Origin of the sequence: Boudabousia liubingyangii (assembly GCF_001907245.1) — a bacterium.
Taxonomy (GTDB): domain Bacteria; phylum Actinomycetota; class Actinomycetes; order Actinomycetales; family Actinomycetaceae; genus Boudabousia; species Boudabousia liubingyangii.
Genome location: NZ_MQSU01000002.1, coordinates 452590 through 471017, shown reverse-complemented (window position 1 = coordinate 471017; position 18428 = coordinate 452590). Strand labels below are relative to the sequence as shown.

14 protein-coding genes are annotated in these 18428 nt (G+C 52.1%); 9 read left to right on the top strand and 5 right to left on the bottom strand.

What is annotated here, in order from left to right; translation table 11 throughout:
* Positions 1-44 precede the first annotated feature (44 nt).
* Positions 45-1274 carry a pyrophosphate--fructose-6-phosphate 1-phosphotransferase gene (locus tag BSR28_RS04535; protein WP_073713462.1) on the top strand — a complete coding sequence of 410 codons (1230 nt, stop codon included), beginning with the start codon at positions 45-47 and terminating at the stop codon, positions 1272-1274.
* A 76-nt stretch (positions 1275-1350) separates the two neighbouring features.
* Entirely contained in the window at positions 1351-2706 is a 1356-nt protein-coding gene (locus BSR28_RS04530) for a class II 3-deoxy-7-phosphoheptulonate synthase (RefSeq protein ID WP_073713461.1), read from the top strand.
* On the opposite strand, the gene pknB is transcribed toward BSR28_RS04530, so the two are convergent.
* Entirely contained in the window at positions 2703-4763 is a 2061-nt protein-coding gene (gene pknB / locus BSR28_RS04525; protein WP_143237576.1) for a Stk1 family PASTA domain-containing Ser/Thr kinase, read from the bottom strand. The genes BSR28_RS04530 and pknB overlap by 4 nt on opposite strands.
* Positions 4764-4832: 69 nt before the next feature.
* The gene (locus tag BSR28_RS04520; RefSeq protein WP_073709841.1) at positions 4833-5939 is read right to left on the bottom strand and encodes a polyprenyl synthetase family protein; all 1107 of its coding nucleotides are present in this window, start codon (positions 5937-5939) and stop codon (positions 4833-4835) included.
* 98 nt (positions 5940-6037) lie between these two features.
* Between BSR28_RS04520 and BSR28_RS04515 the strand changes: the two genes are divergently transcribed.
* Positions 6038-6412 (top strand): universal stress protein, encoded by a 375-nt coding sequence (locus tag BSR28_RS04515; RefSeq protein WP_073709842.1) that lies wholly within the window; start codon positions 6038-6040, stop codon positions 6410-6412.
* Between the two features lie 85 nt (positions 6413-6497).
* A complete protein-coding gene (locus BSR28_RS04510) occupies positions 6498-8174 on the top strand; it encodes an RNA polymerase sigma factor (protein WP_073713460.1) in 1677 nt (558 codons plus the stop codon).
* A 153-nt stretch (positions 8175-8327) separates the two neighbouring features.
* On the opposite strand, the gene BSR28_RS04505 is transcribed toward BSR28_RS04510, so the two are convergent.
* Positions 8328-8552, bottom strand: coding sequence for a DUF7455 domain-containing protein (locus tag BSR28_RS04505; protein WP_244891672.1), 225 nt, complete (start codon positions 8550-8552; stop codon positions 8328-8330).
* A 149-nt stretch (positions 8553-8701) separates the two neighbouring features.
* On the opposite strand from BSR28_RS04505, the gene BSR28_RS04500 reads away from it, so the two are divergent.
* The 3 genes from BSR28_RS04500 to BSR28_RS04490 are packed head-to-tail and all read left to right on the top strand — an operon-like array spanning position 8702 to position 12866.
* A complete protein-coding gene (locus tag BSR28_RS04500; protein WP_073713459.1) occupies positions 8702-10804 on the top strand; it encodes a DNA gyrase/topoisomerase IV subunit B in 2103 nt (700 codons plus the stop codon).
* Positions 10805-10851: 47 nt separating this feature from the next.
* Positions 10852-11877, top strand: a complete 1026-nt coding sequence (locus tag BSR28_RS04495; protein WP_073713458.1) for a GNAT family N-acetyltransferase — start codon at positions 10852-10854, stop codon at positions 11875-11877.
* The gene (locus tag BSR28_RS04490) at positions 11877-12866 is read left to right on the top strand and encodes a GNAT family N-acetyltransferase (protein ID WP_073709846.1); all 990 of its coding nucleotides are present in this window, start codon (positions 11877-11879) and stop codon (positions 12864-12866) included. The genes BSR28_RS04495 and BSR28_RS04490 overlap by 1 nt, the downstream gene beginning before the upstream one ends.
* 103 nt (positions 12867-12969) lie before the next feature.
* On the opposite strand, the gene BSR28_RS04485 is transcribed toward BSR28_RS04490, so the two are convergent.
* Entirely contained in the window at positions 12970-15387 is a 2418-nt protein-coding gene (locus BSR28_RS04485; RefSeq protein ID WP_073713457.1) for a DNA gyrase/topoisomerase IV subunit A, read from the bottom strand.
* A 154-nt stretch (positions 15388-15541) separates the two neighbouring features.
* On the opposite strand from BSR28_RS04485, the gene BSR28_RS04480 reads away from it, so the two are divergent.
* Entirely contained in the window at positions 15542-16696 is a 1155-nt protein-coding gene (locus BSR28_RS04480; RefSeq protein ID WP_083563039.1) for an alkaline phosphatase family protein, read from the top strand.
* A 37-nt stretch (positions 16697-16733) separates the two neighbouring features.
* On the opposite strand, the gene sepH is transcribed toward BSR28_RS04480, so the two are convergent.
* Positions 16734-17954, bottom strand: coding sequence for a septation protein SepH (sepH, locus tag BSR28_RS04475; protein WP_073713455.1), 1221 nt, complete (start codon positions 17952-17954; stop codon positions 16734-16736).
* A 173-nt stretch (positions 17955-18127) separates the two neighbouring features.
* Between sepH and BSR28_RS04470 the strand changes: the two genes are divergently transcribed.
* Positions 18128-18427, top strand: a complete 300-nt coding sequence (locus tag BSR28_RS04470) for a DUF4193 domain-containing protein (RefSeq protein ID WP_073709850.1) — start codon at positions 18128-18130, stop codon at positions 18425-18427.
* Position 18428: the final 1 nt, after the last annotated feature.

The window sequence follows — 18428 nt, the reverse complement described above, 5'->3', positions numbered from 1 at the left end:
TAGCGCCGAAAATGAAAACTGAAAGAATAGGAAGGCATTCCAGAATGACTGTACGTCGCGTTGCCCTTTTGACTGCTGGCGGGTTTGCTCCCTGCCTATCGTCTGCTGTTGGCGGCCTAATTGAACGCTACCACGAGCTTGATCCGAGCATTGAGATTATCGCTTACCAAAACGGCTACCACGGTTTGCTCACCGGCAACTACGTAGTGGTTGACGAGGAAGCTCGTAAACTAGCTGGTGTCCTACACCGTTTCGGTGGTTCTCCCATTGGTAACTCTCGCGTTAAGCTAACCAACGCCAAAGACCTAGTTAAGCGTGGTCTAGTCGAAGAAGGCGTCAACCCCCTAGAGTTTGCGGCTAACCAGCTAAAGAAGGACGGCGTGGACGTGCTGCACACCATCGGTGGCGACGACACTAACACCACCGCTGCTGACCTAGCTGCCTACCTAGGTGAAAACGGCTACCAGCTAACCGTAGTTGGTCTACCGAAGACCATCGATAACGACGTCGTTCCGATTCGTCAGTCACTGGGTGCCTACACTGCAGCTGAAGAAGCTGCCGAGTTCGCCCAAAACATTATCGGCGAACACCGTTCGAACCCCCGTATGCTTATCATCCACGAAGTAATGGGACGTCACTGTGGCTGGCTAACCGCCGCTGCCGCAAAGGAATACCACGAGTGGTTGAAGACCCAGGAATGGGTCCCCTCAATTGGTCTTTCCCAGGATCGTTGGGACATCCACGCTATCTTCCTACCCGAAATGAAGATCGAGATCGAAGAAGAAGCTAAGCGTCTTCGCCAGATCATGGACGAAAAGGGCAACGTAAACATCTTCCTTTCTGAAGGTGCCGGCGTCCCCGAGATCATCGCTGAACTAGAAGCTGCCGGTGAAGAAGTACAGCGTGACCCCTTCGGTCACGTAAAGCTAGACACCATTAACCCCGGTAACTGGTTCGCTAAGCAGTTTGCTGAGCGTATCGGTGCAGAGAAGGTTATGGTTCAGAAGTCCGGCTACTTCTCCCGCTCTTCGCGCGCTAACCAGCGTGACCTAGACCTGATTAAGTCCATGACTGATCTTGCCGTGGACTGCGCGCTACGCGGCGAATCCGGCGTAATCGGTCATGACGAAGAAAACAATGACGAGCTCTGCGCGATTGCTTTCCCGCGTATCGCCGGCGGCAAGCCCTTCGACATTACTCAGCCTTGGTTCACCGAACTAATGGACGAAATTGGTCAGAAAGTAGAGCCGGCAGACAATTCTGCTGCTCACTGATTCAAATTCAGTGATAAAACCTGCATCTCGCCGAGATAATCGGTAGAGATGCAGGTTTTTCGTTTATCATTACAGGGTGACTGAAACCTTTGAAACCTCGAGTGTCCCAGACGAACGTAACGCCTGGAGGGGACGACCTGCCCTCCAACAACCGAAGTATGAGGACTATCAAGAACTCAACCAAGTCACTTCTGACCTAAAGACCCGGCCACCTTTAGTTTTTGCCGGTGAGGTCGACAAGCTTAGCCGTAGCCTAGCAGCCGCAGCTGAAGGCAAGTCATTCATTCTAACCGGCGGCGACTGTGCGGAGACCTTCGTCGGTTCTACCGCAGATAAGATCCGCGCCAAGATCCAGACGATCTTGCAGATGTCCGTTGTCATTAGCTACGGTGCCTCTATGCCTGTGGTTAAGATCGGCCGCATCGCGGGACAGTACTCAAAACCGCGTTCTTCCGACCTAGAAACTCGTAACGGCATCAGTCTGCCGTCGTACCGCGGTGACGCGGTAAACGGGTTTGGCTTTACTGCAGAAGAACGCCGTCCCGATCCCCATCGCCTAATGGAGATGTACCAGCGCTCGGCGACCTCGTTAAATCTAATTCGCGCTTTTACCCGTGGCGGTTATGCAGACCTACGTCAAGTCCATAACTGGAATCGTGGTTTCACCGATAATCCGGCCTATGCTCGTTATGAGAACCTCGCTGGAGAAATTGATCGGGCCCTACGTTTCATGGAGGCCGTGGGATCTGATTTTGAGGCGATTTCCTTCGTTGACCTGTACTCAGCGCATGAGGCGCTCTTGCTTGAGTACGAGGACGCTATGACCCGCGTAGACTCGCGTACCGGCGACCTTTACAACACTTCCGCCCACTACCTGTGGATTGGGGAGCGTACCCGACAGTTGGACGGTGCACACGTGCAACAGTGCGCTTCGGTCCGTAACCCCATTGGCGTAAAACTCGGACCCACCGCTACCGCCGAGGACGTTATCGCCCTCTCAAAGGTTATTAACCCAAATAATGAGATTGGGCGGCTATCCCTAATTACCCGCATGGGGGCAAAGCAGATTTACGAACGTCTACCACAGCTGGTACGCGAGGTAAAGGCTGCCGGCATCCCCGTGCTTTGGATCTGCGACCCCATGCACGGTAATACCGTGACCTCCGGTACCGGGTACAAGACTCGTCGTTTCGACGACATCATGAATGAGGTAGCAGCGTTCTTTGAGATCGTGGTGAACGAGGGGGCAATCCCCGGTGGTATTCACGTAGAGCTCACGGGTGATGACGTAACTGAAGTGCTAGGTGGCGCCGAAGAACTAACCGAAGACGCCCTGGCTGATAACTATGAGACGCTAGTTGACCCGCGACTAAACCACCAGCAGTCCCTAGAGCTGGCCTTCTTGGTCGCCCAAATGCTAGGTAAGTGCTAGATCACCACTAGGGTCACAGTTGCTCCCTTGGGGAGCATCGTACCCTTGCCCGGGCGGGTCATCCGTACGGTACCAAAGACACCGTCGAAGATTTTTTCAATCTTGACCTTAAACCCGGCTTCTTGCAGCATCTTAGTAGCTTCTTTCTGGCTCTTTCCAAACACCGCGGGCACGGGGAATAGTTCCGGTCCCTTAGAGATTACGACCTTGACCTCGTCACTTCGATACTTGTTGGTGCCAGCGGCTGGCTCTTGAGAGATCACCACACCCTTCGGAACCGTATCTGAGAACTGATCACTGAAGGAAAACTTAAAAGGCTGATTCTCAGAAGTATCGATAGCGTCGCGTGTTTTGCCTACCAGATTAGGAACTGCGAAGGGCTGCCGACCCTTTGAAATCTTTAAGTCGACGGAAGAGTCATGCTTTAGGGTGGTATTTGCGCCCGGTTGGGTGGCGATAACAACGCCTGCCGGCACGTCCTCGGAGAACTCCTCAGTGATATTTCCAGCTTGGAAACGTGCCTCGGCTAGCTTCTTTAGCGCTGCCTCTTTAGTTTCGCCGATGAGCTCAGGAACAGTCAGCATTTCAACACCTTTTGAAATGCGAATTAGGACCGGGTCATTCTTATACTGTTTCTCTCCCGCAACGGGGAGAGTGTCAATGACTTTTCCGGCTGGTACCGAATCTGAAAAATCACTTTCGGCAGTTACGGAAAGGCCATTCTCTTTCAGGAGCTCGTCGGCTTGCTCTTGGGTAAGCCCCTGAAGTTGGGGAACTGGATAGTAAGCACCCGGTCCCTTTTCTAAGTACCACCAGGAACCAGCAGAACTAACTCCTGCAATCAGGAATATCCAGAAAAGCAACCACGGCCACTTGCGTCGAGGCAAAGAATCGGAATGACCCGACTTACCGGCATCAGGTAGGGCAGCAGCAGAAGTTGAGTCAGTACTAGCTTTGGGGCCAGGAAAATCAGCCGGGGCAGTAGGCGCAGAGTTCAGTCGTTTTTGGGACTTCTCTAGGAAGGGCAGACGAGCCGTACCCGAGGGGACATTTAGTCGGGCGGTAGGGGCATGATCTTTTTCAGGTTGATTGCTAGCCTGAGGAACCGTAAAGCGACGGTGTAAAAGGTCATTAGATAACTCAGGAAGCAGTAAACGAAGATCTGCAAGGGCAGCTTGCGCACTCTCGAACCGCTCTTCTGGATCCTGCGCAGTAAGAGAGGAGAGGAACTCATCAACCTCAGTGGGCATCCAATCAACGATTTGGGAAATCGGGGGCACAGACTGCGATACATGCGCATAGGCAATATTGATAGCGTTCGCGCCCTTAAAAGGAACCGAACCCGTGAGCATTTCAAAAAGCATAATCCCAAGGGCATATAGATCCGATCTCTCATCGGATTCCCCCTTGGTGATAAGTTCCGGCGCCACGTAGGCAACCGTGCCCAGAAGCGTATGCGACGTCGCTCCTGAGGTTTGCGAAATCGTCTGAGCCAATCCGAAATCAGCAATCTGCGGAGTACCATCAGGGGAGAGGAGAATATTTTCCGGCTTGATATCGCGGTGAATAATGCCTTGACTGTGGGCAGCTTGAAGACCGATCAAAACTTTTTCGGTTAGGTCCAGTGCACGCTTTAAAGTGAAGGGGGCATCTTGATCGATCAGCTCTCTGACTGAGGGACCATCGATCAGTTGCATGACGATATAAGCGGTACCAGGTAACTCCCCCTGGTCAAATACCGTGACGATATTCGGGTGGATTAGACGCGCAACAGATCGTGCTTCTTTTTGGAAACGAGCGAGGAAAGAACCCGAGTCAACCAGATGTGGATAAAGTACCTTTACTGCGACTTCGCGCTCCAAGCGCTCGTCAAAGGCGCGGTAAACCGTGGCCATTCCGCCTCGGGCTAGAAGTGAATCAACGCGATAACGCCCGTCGATCACTAACCCGATTAGCGGGTCTGTAAGCGCAGCAGAAACGACAGGTACTGGTGTCGACGCCGGGGTAGTGGCGCCGTCCTCCGACCTTGGACTTTGGGGTTCCTGCTCATCGTTCACAAAAGATATTTTACGTGAGGATTAAATTTTCCCAGTATCCACGCCGAGGAAAGAGCGTGCCAGCTTTGCTTAGACGCGCCGCCACAGGAGGCTCTGGCCCAGCGATTTAAGCTGTGCAAGTGCCTCTGGAGAGATGAAATCTAAACGATCTAAGGCTGCTTCACCCTCCTCAGCCAGCGTTGCGATTTCTTTTTCTAGAAGCTCTTGAGAGCTCACTTCCGCTAGTAGCTCTGCCATCCGGGCGATGTCTTGTTCCGTTCGTGAGCGCCTAGGTGCAAGTAGCTCAACGAGCTCAGCTTTCGCCTGGGGATCCTCCTGCTCAAGAATCTCAAGGGTACGAGCCATTAACACGGTTCGCTTACCGTTCTTCAAGTCTGAAGCAGTTGGCTTACCGGTCTCTTTAGAGATGCCAAAAGCTCCTAACTGGTCATCGCGAAGTTGGAAGCCAAAACCCCAAGGTGCGAGAGCAGCTTCAAGTTGGCGAACGTCCTCGGACGGCATCCCGCCCAAAATGGCACCCAAGCAGACAGGCGTGATGACAGAGTAACCTGCCGTTTTATAGCTAATTACCTCTAATGCTTTTGCGGGACTTAACGAGTCTGCAGAAGTGAAGTCAAGCGTAGTATCAAGATACTGGCCGATTGCGACCCGGGAAGTCATGGTGGCAAAAGTCGAAAGTAGGGAAGCCGATTCCTCAAGCCCTTGAACTGCGTTACCCAAGAACTCAAAGGCCATGCCCAGAGTTAAATCTCCAACGAACGTGGCAGCCGCGGAAACATATTCTTGAGCGCTAGGGGCTAATCCCAACCTGTTGGCTAGTTGGTGCGCTAGCGCAGGCACTGAGGGGTTGCCTCGTCGTAGCTCAGAGTGATCGATATAGTCATCATGAGTTAGCGCGGAAGCCTGGTAAGTCTCAAGTGCAGCACCTAGGGCTACTAGATTCTCTGGGGCGGGAGCAACCTCGTCTTCCTGCGCCAGTTGAAATCCAAGGAAAGCGCAGGTGGCTCGCAGTCCTTTACCTCCCGAAAGACTGCGGGTGACTAGCTCCCTTAGCGCTAACCAGAGTTGCGAATCATGAGCTGAGAATGTCTGTTCTAGATGGTGAGAAATTTCTTCCCTAATGCTTTTCTGATAGGCTTCATGATGTTTGCCATAGTTTCTAAAGCGATCACTCATGTGAGTGACAGTAGCAGAATGCGGGAAATCCTCCAACTTACAGTAAAATGGACGGTTCCATATGAATGATGGCAAGGGCAAAAATATAGGAGCAAGTTATGTCGGTGGTATTGGGATATTTTAAGAACCCGGAATCTGAGCAGGCGCTACAAACAGCCATGGCGCTAGCCTCGCAAGAACAACTAAAATTGCACATTCTGGCGCCAACTCCCAATGATAACCACGAAATTGAGGCGGAAAATCAAGCTCTATGGGAACAGGTTGAAAACACCGAAATTGAGTTCGAGGTGCATCGAGTTGCCGGTGAAGCAGAACTGTCCAAACAGATTTTAGCCTTGGCTCAGGAACAGCAGGCCCGCTACATCGTAATGGGCATTCAGAGCGCCGCTGCGGGGGCAGTACAGATTGGTCCTAACGCACGTCAAATTCTACTAAACGCTTCCTGCCCGGTGGTTACCGTTACCGCGAACTGAATGCGCAATTTTCGGGTGCGCAGATTATAATTGACGGCAGACGAAACGTACAGTTAAAAGTCACGTAACTCACGAAAGGTGCTCCGTGCCGACTAAAAAGACTACGACAGCTGATAAAACTTCGGAAACCGAAGAGGTTAAAACTTCAGCTAAGTCCAAGAAAACCCAGGCCGCAGCAACGAAAAAAGCCGCTCCTAAGGAAAGTACCAAAAGTGCGGCCGCCGCTAAAAAAGCCGAATCTGAGGAAATTGCTGCAGAAGATAACCCAAAGGCGCCGGCAAAACGTACTCGCAAAGCCACGACGAAGTCAACGACTGCCAAAAAGTCAAACGACGTGCAGACTGAAGTTGCGGAGAGTGCTGCAGAAGAAGCTAAACCCAAGGCCGCTAAAAAGGCCCCGGCTAAGCGCGCTGCGAAGGCTACTAAGAGTACTGCTGCTAAAAAGGATGAGCCGGTAGCCGAAGAAGAGACCACGAAGCCTGCCGCAAAGTCGAAGGCAAAGACTACGACAACCCGGACTCGCAAGAGCTCCAAAACCGTAGCTAAAGAAGAAGAACTTCCCAAGGAAGAACCTATTACCGAGGAACCTCTGGAAGACGATTCTGACCTTGATGATGACCTAGATATTGATGTCGATGAAGATTTCGATCTTGATGACGACCTTGATGTTGACTTAGACGATGAGGATGACGACGAAGATGAGATCGATGACATCGATGATGAAGAAGACGAGCATGCCGAAGCAAAAGCGAATGCCAAGGCTATGGCTCAAGCTTCAATGGCAGCATCGTCCTTCGTAGTCTCTGATACGGACGATGATGGCCCCACGCAGCAGGTAACCGTGGCCGGCGCTACCGCAGATCCTGTCAAGGACTACCTAAAGCAAATCGGTAAGGTTGCGCTACTAACCGCTGACCAAGAAATTGATCTTGCAAAGCGAATCGAAGCAGGTCTATTCGCAGAAGAAAAACTAAAGCGCGAAGGCGATATGATGCCCTCCAAGCTCCGTCGCGAGCTGATGTGGATTGCTCGAGACGGACAGAATGCCAAGAACCACCTACTAGAAGCAAACTTGCGTCTAGTGGTCTCACTGGCGAAGCGATACACCGGACGCGGCATGCTCTTCCTTGATCTGATTCAGGAAGGTAACCTAGGCCTAATCCGCGCGGTTGAAAAATTCGATTACAACAAGGGCTTTAAGTTCTCTACTTACGCTACTTGGTGGATTCGCCAGGCGATTACCCGCGCGATGGCAGACCAGGCACGAACTATTCGTATCCCCGTCCACATGGTGGAAGTCATCAATAAGCTGGCTCGAGTCCAACGTCAGATGCTTCAAGACCTAGGCCGTGAACCTACCCCTGAAGAACTAGCTCAAGAGCTGGATATGACCCCCGATAAGGTGGTTGAAGTTCAGAAGTATGGACGTGAGCCAATCTCGCTGCATACTCCGCTAGGCGAAGACGGTGATAGCGAATTCGGTGATCTAATTGAAGACTCCGAAGCTATCGTTCCGGCTGAAGCTGTATCCTTCACGCTGCTACAAGAACAGCTACAGCAGGTCCTAGGTACCCTCTCTGAACGTGAAGCCGGCGTGGTCCGCATGCGTTTTGGATTGGGAGATGGACAGCCTAAGACCCTAGACGAGATTGGTAAGGTTTACGGTGTTACCCGTGAACGTATTCGACAGATCGAATCCAAGACCATGTCGAAACTTCGTCACCCGTCGCGTTCTCAAGTATTGCGCGACTACCTAGACTGATTAGGGCTCAGAGAGGATTTCCTAGCGGGCTTAATCTCTGGAGCCGAAAGTGTCTGGAACCTGAAGAGTTATCTAACTGGTTCGGAATAATCTAATAAAGTTTTTGGGGCGGTTGAGTTAAACTCAACCGCCCCAAAAACTTAAAAACTTGATTTACTGCAAGAGTGAAGTTTGGTCAGTGACTACTTCCGCAACTTTACTAAGTGCTTCCGAATGCTTTCGGGCATGGTGGGCGCAGAAAAGTAGCTCGCCAAAGTCGCCTACCTGGACACGTACATACGCTTGCGCGCCACAGGCATCACAGCGGTCTGCCGCAGAAAGCGTATCGGTGTCACGAGTATCTTCAAGATTCTGTGAAACTTCTTCTGTCATAGTCATACCAATCATTTCACCATGATTTTTCAGAAAACCTTGGATATTGAAGCAGCTTTCGCCGGCGGCGCAACCATCAGTTAGCTTCCCCTCGAATAAAGCCCATACGGCGTGCGAATACCGAAGAATCGGCTAATCCCAAATAGAATGTACCCGTGAGTAAAAATAGTGAGGAATATACTGCCCGGCATCTTTCAGTCCTAGAAGGACTCGAAGCAGTCCGTAAACGCCCCGGCATGTACATCGGCTCTACCGATCACCGTGGCCTTATGCACTGTGTCTGGGAAATTATCGACAATGCGATCGATGAGGCCCTGGAAGGGCACTGCAAAACTATTAGAGTTACTCTTCACGACGATCACTCCGTCTCAGTCCAAGACGACGGCCGTGGTATCCCGATTGACATCGTTAAATCAGTGGGCCTAACCGGTGTAGAAGTGGTTTTCACCAAACTACATGCCGGTGGCAAATTCGGTGGCGGCTCTTATACCTCTTCCGGCGGTCTACACGGGGTGGGCGCCTCGGTAGTTAACGCACTTTCGGCCCGTCTAGACGTCGAAGTCGACCGTGCTGGAAAGACTTATGGAATGTCCTTCCGCCGGGGCGAGCCAGGGACATTTGACGATGCTAAAGGGCGCACTCCTTCGAGTCCCTTTACCCCCTTCACAGACAGTTCAGAACTTGCGGTAGTCGGAAAGGCGAAACGCGGCGTAACCGGCACCCGAGTCCGTTTCTGGGCTGATTATCAGATCTTCCCCAAGACCGTTGATTTCGACTTTGACACCCTGCTGGCACGCGCCCGACAGTCTGCCTTCCTAGTCCCGGGCCTAACCCTGATCGTGCGTGATGAACGCACTTCTGACGTGGTTGAGGAGACTCTCTGCTTTGATGGTGGGATTGTTGATTATGTTGACTACCTAGCTAAAGACACGGCGGTGACCGATACCTGGCGATTCACTGGTTCAGGTACCTATGTCGAAACGGTGCAACAGCTCGATGATTCTGGGCATCTAGTTGCCGGCGACGTTGAACGAACCTGCCAAGTCGAATGCGCTCTAAGATGGGGGATCGGATACGAAACCCAAGTAAAGTCGTATGTAAATATTATTGCTACCCCCAAGGGTGGTACACATGTGGCTGGATTCGAGCAGGCGCTTCTAAAGATTTTCCGAAAGGAAGTCGAAAAGAACTCCCGAAAACTAAAGATTACTGCCAAGGATGGCCGCCTCGAAAAGGACGATATCCTAGCAGGTTTAACTGCGGTAGTAACCGTTCGCTTCCCGGAACCACAGTTTGAGGGCCAGACCAAGGAAATCCTAGGCACTCCGCAGATTCGACAGGTAGTTTCGCAGGTGGTTACTTCTGAGCTAAAGACTCAACTTGGCTCCAATAAGCGCGACGACAAGCAGCAGAACTCTAATTTGCTTACGAAGATCGTCGGCGAAATGAAAGCCCGGCAATCTGCGCGCATCCATAAAGAGATTTCCCGTCGTAAAAATGCCCTAGAAACTTCCTCCTTACCGGCAAAACTAGCAGATTGCCGTTCAAATGAGGTTGAGAAGTCCGAGCTATTTATCGTTGAGGGCGATTCGGCACTAGGCACCGCAAAGCTGGCTCGTTCCTCCGAATTCCAGGCACTCTTCCCGATTCGTGGCAAGATCCTCAACGTCCAAAAGGCCTCAACTGCAGATATGTTGGCCAATGCTGAATGCTCGGCGATTATCCAAGTAATCGGCGCTGGTTCAGGACGTACCTTTAACCTAGATGCAGCTCGCTACGGCAAGATCATTTTAATGACCGATGCTGACGTCGACGGTGCCCACATTAGAACTCTACTGTTGACCCTATTCTTCCGGTACATGCGACCACTTATCGAGGCTGGACGAGTATACGCAGCGGTACCGCCACTACATCGGGTGGAGATCGCGGCAACTGGACGCCGAAAGAAAGAATACGTCTACACCTATAGCGAAGACGAACTTAACGCTCTGCTGAAGAAACTCAAGCGTTCGGGACGCGCCTACAAAGAACCGATTCAACGCTATAAGGGGCTTGGAGAGATGGACGCGGACCAACTGGCTCAGACTACCATGGACCCAAGTGGTCGAACGCTCAGGAGGATCACCCTAGCTGACGAGGCCGCATTAACGCAGGCTGAAGAAACTTTCGAACTCTTAATGGGTTCAGTAGTCGCGCCACGTAAGGAATTTATTGTTAATGGTGCGAATCAGCTAGCACTGGATGACATTGACGCCTAATATAGGTCTACGGTCCTAAAAGTTATTTAGAAGATAGAATAGATGCTATGAGCACATTACAAGAGCGTTTGAATATCTCTACCGCGGTTGAGATGCCTCCCGGACATTTAGGTCTGAAATGGGAATCGCTTGATGCTCGCCACGCGCCTTCTCTTGCTGCTCTGATTCGCAAGTCGCAATCCTTTGATTTAGCGACCTACCCAACCTCGGATGCGGCCATCGCCGATATGATTGAGGGATGGACCGAAAGCACTCTAATTTCAACTATCGTTGGGCTAGACAACTGCGGTGAAGTGCAAGCTGCCGCAACTGTTTACCTGCCTCTTAAGGCCACAAAGCAGATTTCGGTAACTCTCGATGCTTCAGTTTCTCCTTCTTGGCGAGGTCGGGGATTAGGACGAGTGCTGCTACGTTGGCAGGACCAGACCGCTCGCTCCCTAATACTCCAGGAATATGGGCCTGATTCGCAGCAGGTGGTAAAGATCTCTGCTGCCGTAGCTGGCAATAATGACTCGGCCCGATCGCTATTTATTGCTGCCGGTTATACTCCTGAACGCACTTTCGACGTCATGTATGCGGATCTAGCTCGCCCCTTAGTTACCTACCGGCTAAATGATGAATACGAATTCCATCCTTGGCCCGAAGGATGCGCAGTTGAGGAAGTTCGTCAACTACATCAAGAAACTTTCCAAGATCATTGGGGATCCCAAGAAACCACCCTCTCATGGTGGGACGATTCCATGGATAACCTAGACCGTCGCTGGTCCTGCATCGTCCGCGACAAAAAGGGAGAACTCGCTGGTTACTGTGTGGTTGCTCGACCCGTTTCCCGCTGGATGCTCACCGGAGTTAAAGAACTTTACGCAGAGCTTGTAGGAGTTTCGCGTTCCCACCGTGGCAAGGGGCTAGCACGAGCAATGCTTTCTCATGCCGTTGAGCGCGCCCGGGAAGACGGCATGCAAAGCTTCGGACTTGATGTGGACGTAGATAATCCATCGGCAGCCGGGCAAATCTACACTGCCATTGGCTTTGAACCGAAGAGCTCTTATACCTACTACTCGGTCGTGCTCTGATGAACGATTTCGAGATTCGCTTGCCGGAGCCCTCCGGAGGGCTTACTTGGCGTTGGATGGAATCCGATGACCAAGACGTGGTTTACAATCTTTTCCATTTAATCGAAGAGGTCGACAACCCGCCTTACCGCACCACCTTAGCTGAAATCAATCAGCTGTTTGCCCAGACACAACATTGGGTGGGAATCGTGGGTGAAACTGAGGATGGTACCCCTAAAGCATTCCTACATGCCCGTTTGCGTTTGGCCGATCCCTTTGAAGTTCGCTGCAACGGAGCGGTAACTCACGACTATCGGGGTCGTGGAATCGGATCCATTATCGCTCAGTTCCAAGGTGAAGCGGGGGAGTACCTAGCACGACTACTACCTCCCGGAGTGCCTGTGGTAATCCTGTGCTCAGCAGCTAATCATTCAGCAGAATGGGAACATATCTTAGAGGCACAAGGATACAGTTGGTCATACACACTTCATGAAATGCGCAGCGACCTTAAGGCCCTGCCAGAACCCGGCACCCCCGGGCCGCTAATCAAGATTGAGCCTTGGAATCCGGATCTGGAGAATCTGGTTCGATTGGCCGCGCTAGAATTCGCTCCCGGAGCGGTTAACTCTATCGGGCGAAACCTTGAACAATGGAAAGCAAATCGCCCCGACTTTGCCCCCGAGCTATCATTTATTGCCCTAGACCGGAGCACTGATAGAACCCGAGTGGCAGGTTTCCTACTGGCAGCCAAGTATGAACAGGACTGGGAAGTTCTAGGGTGGCAAGAAGGCTATATTGACCTATTAGAAGTTGGTTTAGCATGGCGTCAAACCGATGTGGCAAAAGAACTAGTATCGGCCACGATGCATGCTGCAAAGGCCGCTGGCCTAGATAAAGTGGCTACCGCAGTTTCCTCTCACCACGAGTTAGCCGCCACCAAACTATTCGGATCACTGGGGTTCTCAGCGGGAAACCAAGAACGGGAATACACCAAGAAGATCAACCGTTAAGTGGCTTGTAAGCAAGGGCAATTGGGTTAGTACGCTCAAGGCCGCTAAAGGACCTCTCACCTTTTAACTGGGAAATGGCTTCCTCAGGTAAAACTTAGCAGGTTCATCCAGCGTGGAAAATAGTCTCTGCAATTGCCGTACCAGAACCATCTCGCTTTTCAGAAAGATCCGGCAAAGCAACGGCCGCCCCCATCTGGTTGATGGCCTTCGGGGACTCCGGGCAAAGCCAAGCAGCAGAAAGCTCATTCTGGCCGGTCAAGAAACGCATCGCCCGAACACCCTGAGTTGACCTGCCCTTAGGCGGGTAAATCGAAAGCGGGCTGACCTTGACTACGGGGACGTCCTCGCCTAATAAACCGCCCTCACCGCTGGTAGCGGTCAGGATAGTCGCAGTTTCAAGCTTATCTGCTGGCACCACCCCGAAACAAACTACGCTAGCACCAGACTTCAGCGAGATACCCGACATACCGCCGGCGTTGATACCCTGTGGTCGAACCAGGCTGGCAGAGAAGCGTAGTAGCTGAGCATCATCGGCAATAAACACGAGTTCGGCATCATCAGGTGCGTAACCGGCACCCTTTAGGGTTTCTCCCTTTGAGAGCCCAGTGATTACTTCCCAAGTTTCCTTCGATGTGGGATGCTCCGGGCGAATACGCTTAACGGTACCAGTAGAAGTGGCGACAGCTAGGGGAGCGGCGTCCTCGGCAAGGGAAACCAAAGCCAATGGACGTTCCGTCAAAGTCTTAACCAACAGACGTGCATCAGTGCCACCTGCAAGAGACATCGAATCAGCACTGCGCGGAATTGAAGGAATCGTCAAAACATCCAGCTTATGCGCAACGCCAGTTTCATCCAGCACTGCGATCTGAGCACGATTAGTGGTCGGTAGTACTGAGAGCAACGTATCGAAAGTCTTACGCTCACCGTCGGTAGGAATCGGTTCTTCGCCCTCAACTCGAAGGAGGGTGCCCGAAGGCGTCAGCACTACCTGGCAAGGTGAGTCAGCAACCTCTAGAGGAATATCAGCAAGCTGTTCTAAACCGTCATCGGCCAACAGAATCGTCCGACGGGGAGTGTCCAAACGTTTAGCAACTTCCATCAGCTCACTAACTAGCAACTCGTTACGCAAAGCCTGCGAGTCTAGGAGCTTTTGCAGCTGGGCTATTTCATCGTTCAACTGATCGCGTTCTGCCTCTAGCTCTAGCTGGGCTAGCTTGGTTAGACGGCGCAGCTGCAAGGACAAAATATGCTCTGCCTGTAGCTCAGAGAGCTCAAAAATATCCATCAAGCGGACTCTAGCCGTAGCGGTATCTTCCGAAGAACGAATCACGGCAATGACATCGTCGATGTCTAGGACGGCAATCAAAAGGCCTTCCACTAGATGTAGGCGATCTAGGCGCTTATGCAAGCGGAAGTTGGTGCGGCGAAGAATAACTTCCAGTCGGTGGTCCAAGTACACCCGCAGCATTTCCTTAACGCCCATGGTGCGCGGCTGTCCATCAACCAGAGCCACAGCATTAATGGAGAACGAATCCTCTAGCGGCGTGTGCTTATAGAGGGAAGCCAAAACTGCATCCGGGTTAAAGCCGTGTTTAATCTCAATTACCAAACGCAAACCATGATGGCGGTCAGTCAAGTTCGTTACGGCAGAGATACCCTTGACCTTGCCACTATTAACTACATCCTTGATCTTTTCAATAACGCGTTCAGGGCCAACTAAATAGGGGAGTTCAGTGACGACAATCCCCATCTTCCGGGCAGAAATACGCTCGATCTGGGCTTTAGCTCGGGTTCGGAAAGCACCGCGGCCGGTCTCATAAGCTTCCTTGATACCTTCCAGTCCGACAATGGTGCCACCCGTCGGAAGGTCAGGCCCAGGCAGATACATCATCAGCTCTTCAAGTGAAGCCTCAGGATGCTCCAGCAGGTAACAGGCTGCGCGGCACACCTCACCCAGATTATGCGGGGCAATATTGGTAGCCATGCCAACCGCAATGCCGGAGGCGCCATTTACTAAAAGATTCGGGAAAGCCGCAGGTAAGACGGCTGGCTGCATGAACTGGTTATCGTAATTAGGAACAAAGTCGACGACATCCTCGTCAAGATCCGCCACCAAGTCCAGGGCCGGTGCCGCCATCCTCGCTTCGGTATAACGCGGGGCTGCGGGCCCGTCATCCAAAGAACCAAAGTTACCGTGTCCATCAACTAGGGGGACACGCATAGAAAAGTCTTGCGCTAAACGAACCAAGGCATCATAAATGGCCGAATCACCATGCGGGTGCAATTTACCCATGACATCACCAACGACACGTTGGGATTTAACATGGCCGCGATCGGGACGAAGCCCCATCTGACTCATTTGATAAACAATGCGTCGCTGAACCGGCTTCATACCATCGCGGGCATCCGGCAGGGCTCGAGAATAGATAACTGAATAAGCGTATTCGAGGAAGGACTTCTCCATTTCTTGGGAGACGTCAGTATCCAAAATGATTGTCGAATCTTGTTCCTTATCAGCCATGGTTACATCTTTACAAATAAACTGTTAAAAACCGTTGTGCCGCGCCGGAAAAGCGCGGTAAAACAAGTGAAATAAGCCCCCAAAGGTAACAAAAGCAGACCCAAGTCGACAACCAGATTCAGATAAGCGCTCAAGAGCTAGTACACTGCTAGGTATGAATTCAATGCCCGGTCTTCCCAGCACGGACCAACGTCACCAGATAGACACCCAGTTTCAGGACTGTTTTCAGAGCTACCGACAGAACCCCAGCGTTTTCCAGGTCAAACCAGCCATTGAAAACTATCTGAGAGCCACTGCAACTGAGACTTCCGGAGAGCTAGACCTTGGGCACGGGGATTCGCTAGTCTTGCTGATGGTGGACGGCCTAGGGTATGAGTTAATCTCTAACTATCGTGCCTATGCCCGGAATCTTTGGTCGGTCATCAAAGATACCCAGCCGATGGCCACCTCAATGCCTTCCACGACAGCTGCGGCCATCAGCAGCACACTCTTGGGCGCGAAGCCGGCACAGAGCAACATGGTTGGCTACCAGGTTTACTACCGAAACAAACTCTTCAACCTGCTTAACTTCCTCAATGCTCCGGTAGACCCGGGGGAGTACCAGCCGCTACCCAGTATTTTCTCCAAACTGCAAGAATCCGGGATTCCGGCACGCGCCTTTTTGCCAGCTAAGTATCATCGTCCCGGATTGACCACCGCAGCCATGAAATCGGCTGAACTGGTTGAAGCGGCAGATTTACGCTCCGCCTTAGCGAAACTGAAGAGCAACTCTGCCACGGGCTTTAACTATCTCTATTCCAATATGGTTGATCACGCGGGGCACGCTCATGGAGTAGGCAGCGACCAGTGGCTAGCAAAACTAGAAGAAATCGATTCACTAGTGATGCAGATGCGTCGTGAGTTAAGCGAAAAAACGAAATTTATCATCATGGCCGATCACGGCATGGTCAATGCTGATCCTAGCAAACAGATCTATCTAGCTAACTCTTCCCATCTGGCCGCCGGAGTGAAATTCCTAGCAGGTGAGCCCAGGTGCCTGCACGTCCACCTAGACGAGGGGCAGGACCCAGGCGTAACTTATGAGGCCTGGAAGGAAGAACTAGCAGGTAAAGCTTGGGTGCTAAATGCTGAAGAACAGAGTATGGCCCTAGGCGGAAAGAGCGATAAAACCGGTGATTTCATGGTGATGATGAAATCGGATTACACACTCTTCGATGGCCGTAGTGGTAAACCAACCGCCCCGACTCTTCCCGGTGTCCACGGTTCATTGACCAGCATAGAAATGCTAGTTCCCTTCGCGGAAGTTTAGGCCAGGACCCTACCCGGGCGTACTCGCTGGAAAAGCTTCAGTCGGTTTTGGTTCCTAAAATGATCTCATCCCACCCGGGTACTGAACGGCGCCCCTTCTTAGTTTTCTTTGCAGGTTCCTTGGGCTTATTAGAAGCTCCTGCATCAGCGGGAGCCTCAAATCCCGGCAACACGGGGTCTGCTTCAGTAAGTTTATCTTCCGCAGTCTCGCTATTTTCCGAGGTAGCTTCTTGGGACGTCTCAGCCTCTTTATTCTCCGCTTGCTTAGCTGCCCCAGCCTTTACCGTTTCCGGCTTCGAAGCGTCAGCGCCCAAGAGTACGGAATCGAAGAGCTGCCGAGACTCTGACTGGTCCTTCTCTGAATCTAGTGAAGCAACCTCTTGAAGATGTAGTCGTCCGTTACGGATCAGCTCATCGACTTCTGCCTCGGCCTGGGCAATACCTTCTTCGTCGCCCACCGGGACTTCTTGGCGAGTTCCGCGAGCAGCGTTTAGCCGCTCAAGCAAAGAAACGATGCGCGTTTCTTCCATCTCAGACTGTGAGGCGGAAGTGGAGGCTCCACCAGCAGAGCTGGGAAGCGAAACGTCGGAAGCAGACTTGCTATCTGACTGAGCTGGAGGTGCTGGCGGGAAGCTTGCGGGATCCTCGGGGGTTAGTTCGTAGCGAGGATGGCCGTTAAAGAGGGGAGCCGGGAGGGTGGCTCCCTCGGTTAGCCAGCGAGCTTCCTCGTCCAAAGCGGTTAGCTCTGAGCGGTGGGAATCATACTGCCAAGTGGCGGTGAGCTCATTGGCCGCCTGTGAGAAGTAAAGGTGAATCACCCAGGGCTCATTGGAGGCGCGAGTAGCGTCCCACTTTAGGTCGTTAATATTTACGCCGCGGGTGGCCAGTCGGTCGGTGCAGATTTCTTCCAGCGTGGGAGCGCCGGCTTCCATGGCAATTGCGGTCTTCTTGGCGCGACCGGCAATGAACTGGCGTTCGGAAAGTACGGCACTTTCGAACTGCTTAACGCTAGCTTCCTCTAGGCCATAGGTTGCGGCCAGCTCAGCGGGAGTAAGCCCAGCGCGAATCAAGGTTTGGATTTCCCGAGGACGCAAGGAGGCCGACGAGGTTTCCGGCTCGGGAAGCGCTACCGTCACACTAGTTTTGGCTAGGGCCCGTAATTGGTCAGTTAAAGGCAGCATATAGCGGGCACCCTGCGGGTCCGTTAGTACCAGATGCTGGTTATCGCTATGAAGCCCTAAGAGCTCGAGTTCTTGCATATTACCTCCCAAATTAGCGCTAGTCATAGATTGTCATGGATTTGTGGCGCTGGGTCTGAATCCTGCGGAGTGTCTGAAAATTAGGTATTTATCTTCCACTTTGCTATTGTCTCTACAGCCCGCTAATATGCATTCACATTGATGCGGTCCATGAGATAAGGGAAGGGAATACATTGGCAACTGATTACGATGCTCCGCGGAAGAACGAAGAAGAAGAATCTGCCGACTCGATTGAAGAACTGAAATCTCGCCGCGCAGATATTGGTTCGAACGTTGTGGATGAAGACGAAGCTGAAGCCGCTGAAGGCTTCGAGCTACCTGGTGCTGACCTTTCTAAGGAAGAACTGTCAGTAGAGGTTATCCCAGCGCAGGAAGATGAATTTACTTGTTCTGAGTGCTTCCTAGTACACCACCGTAGCCAATTGGCGGAAGTCCGTGACGGTCTCCCCGTGTGCACTGAGTGCGCCGAATAAT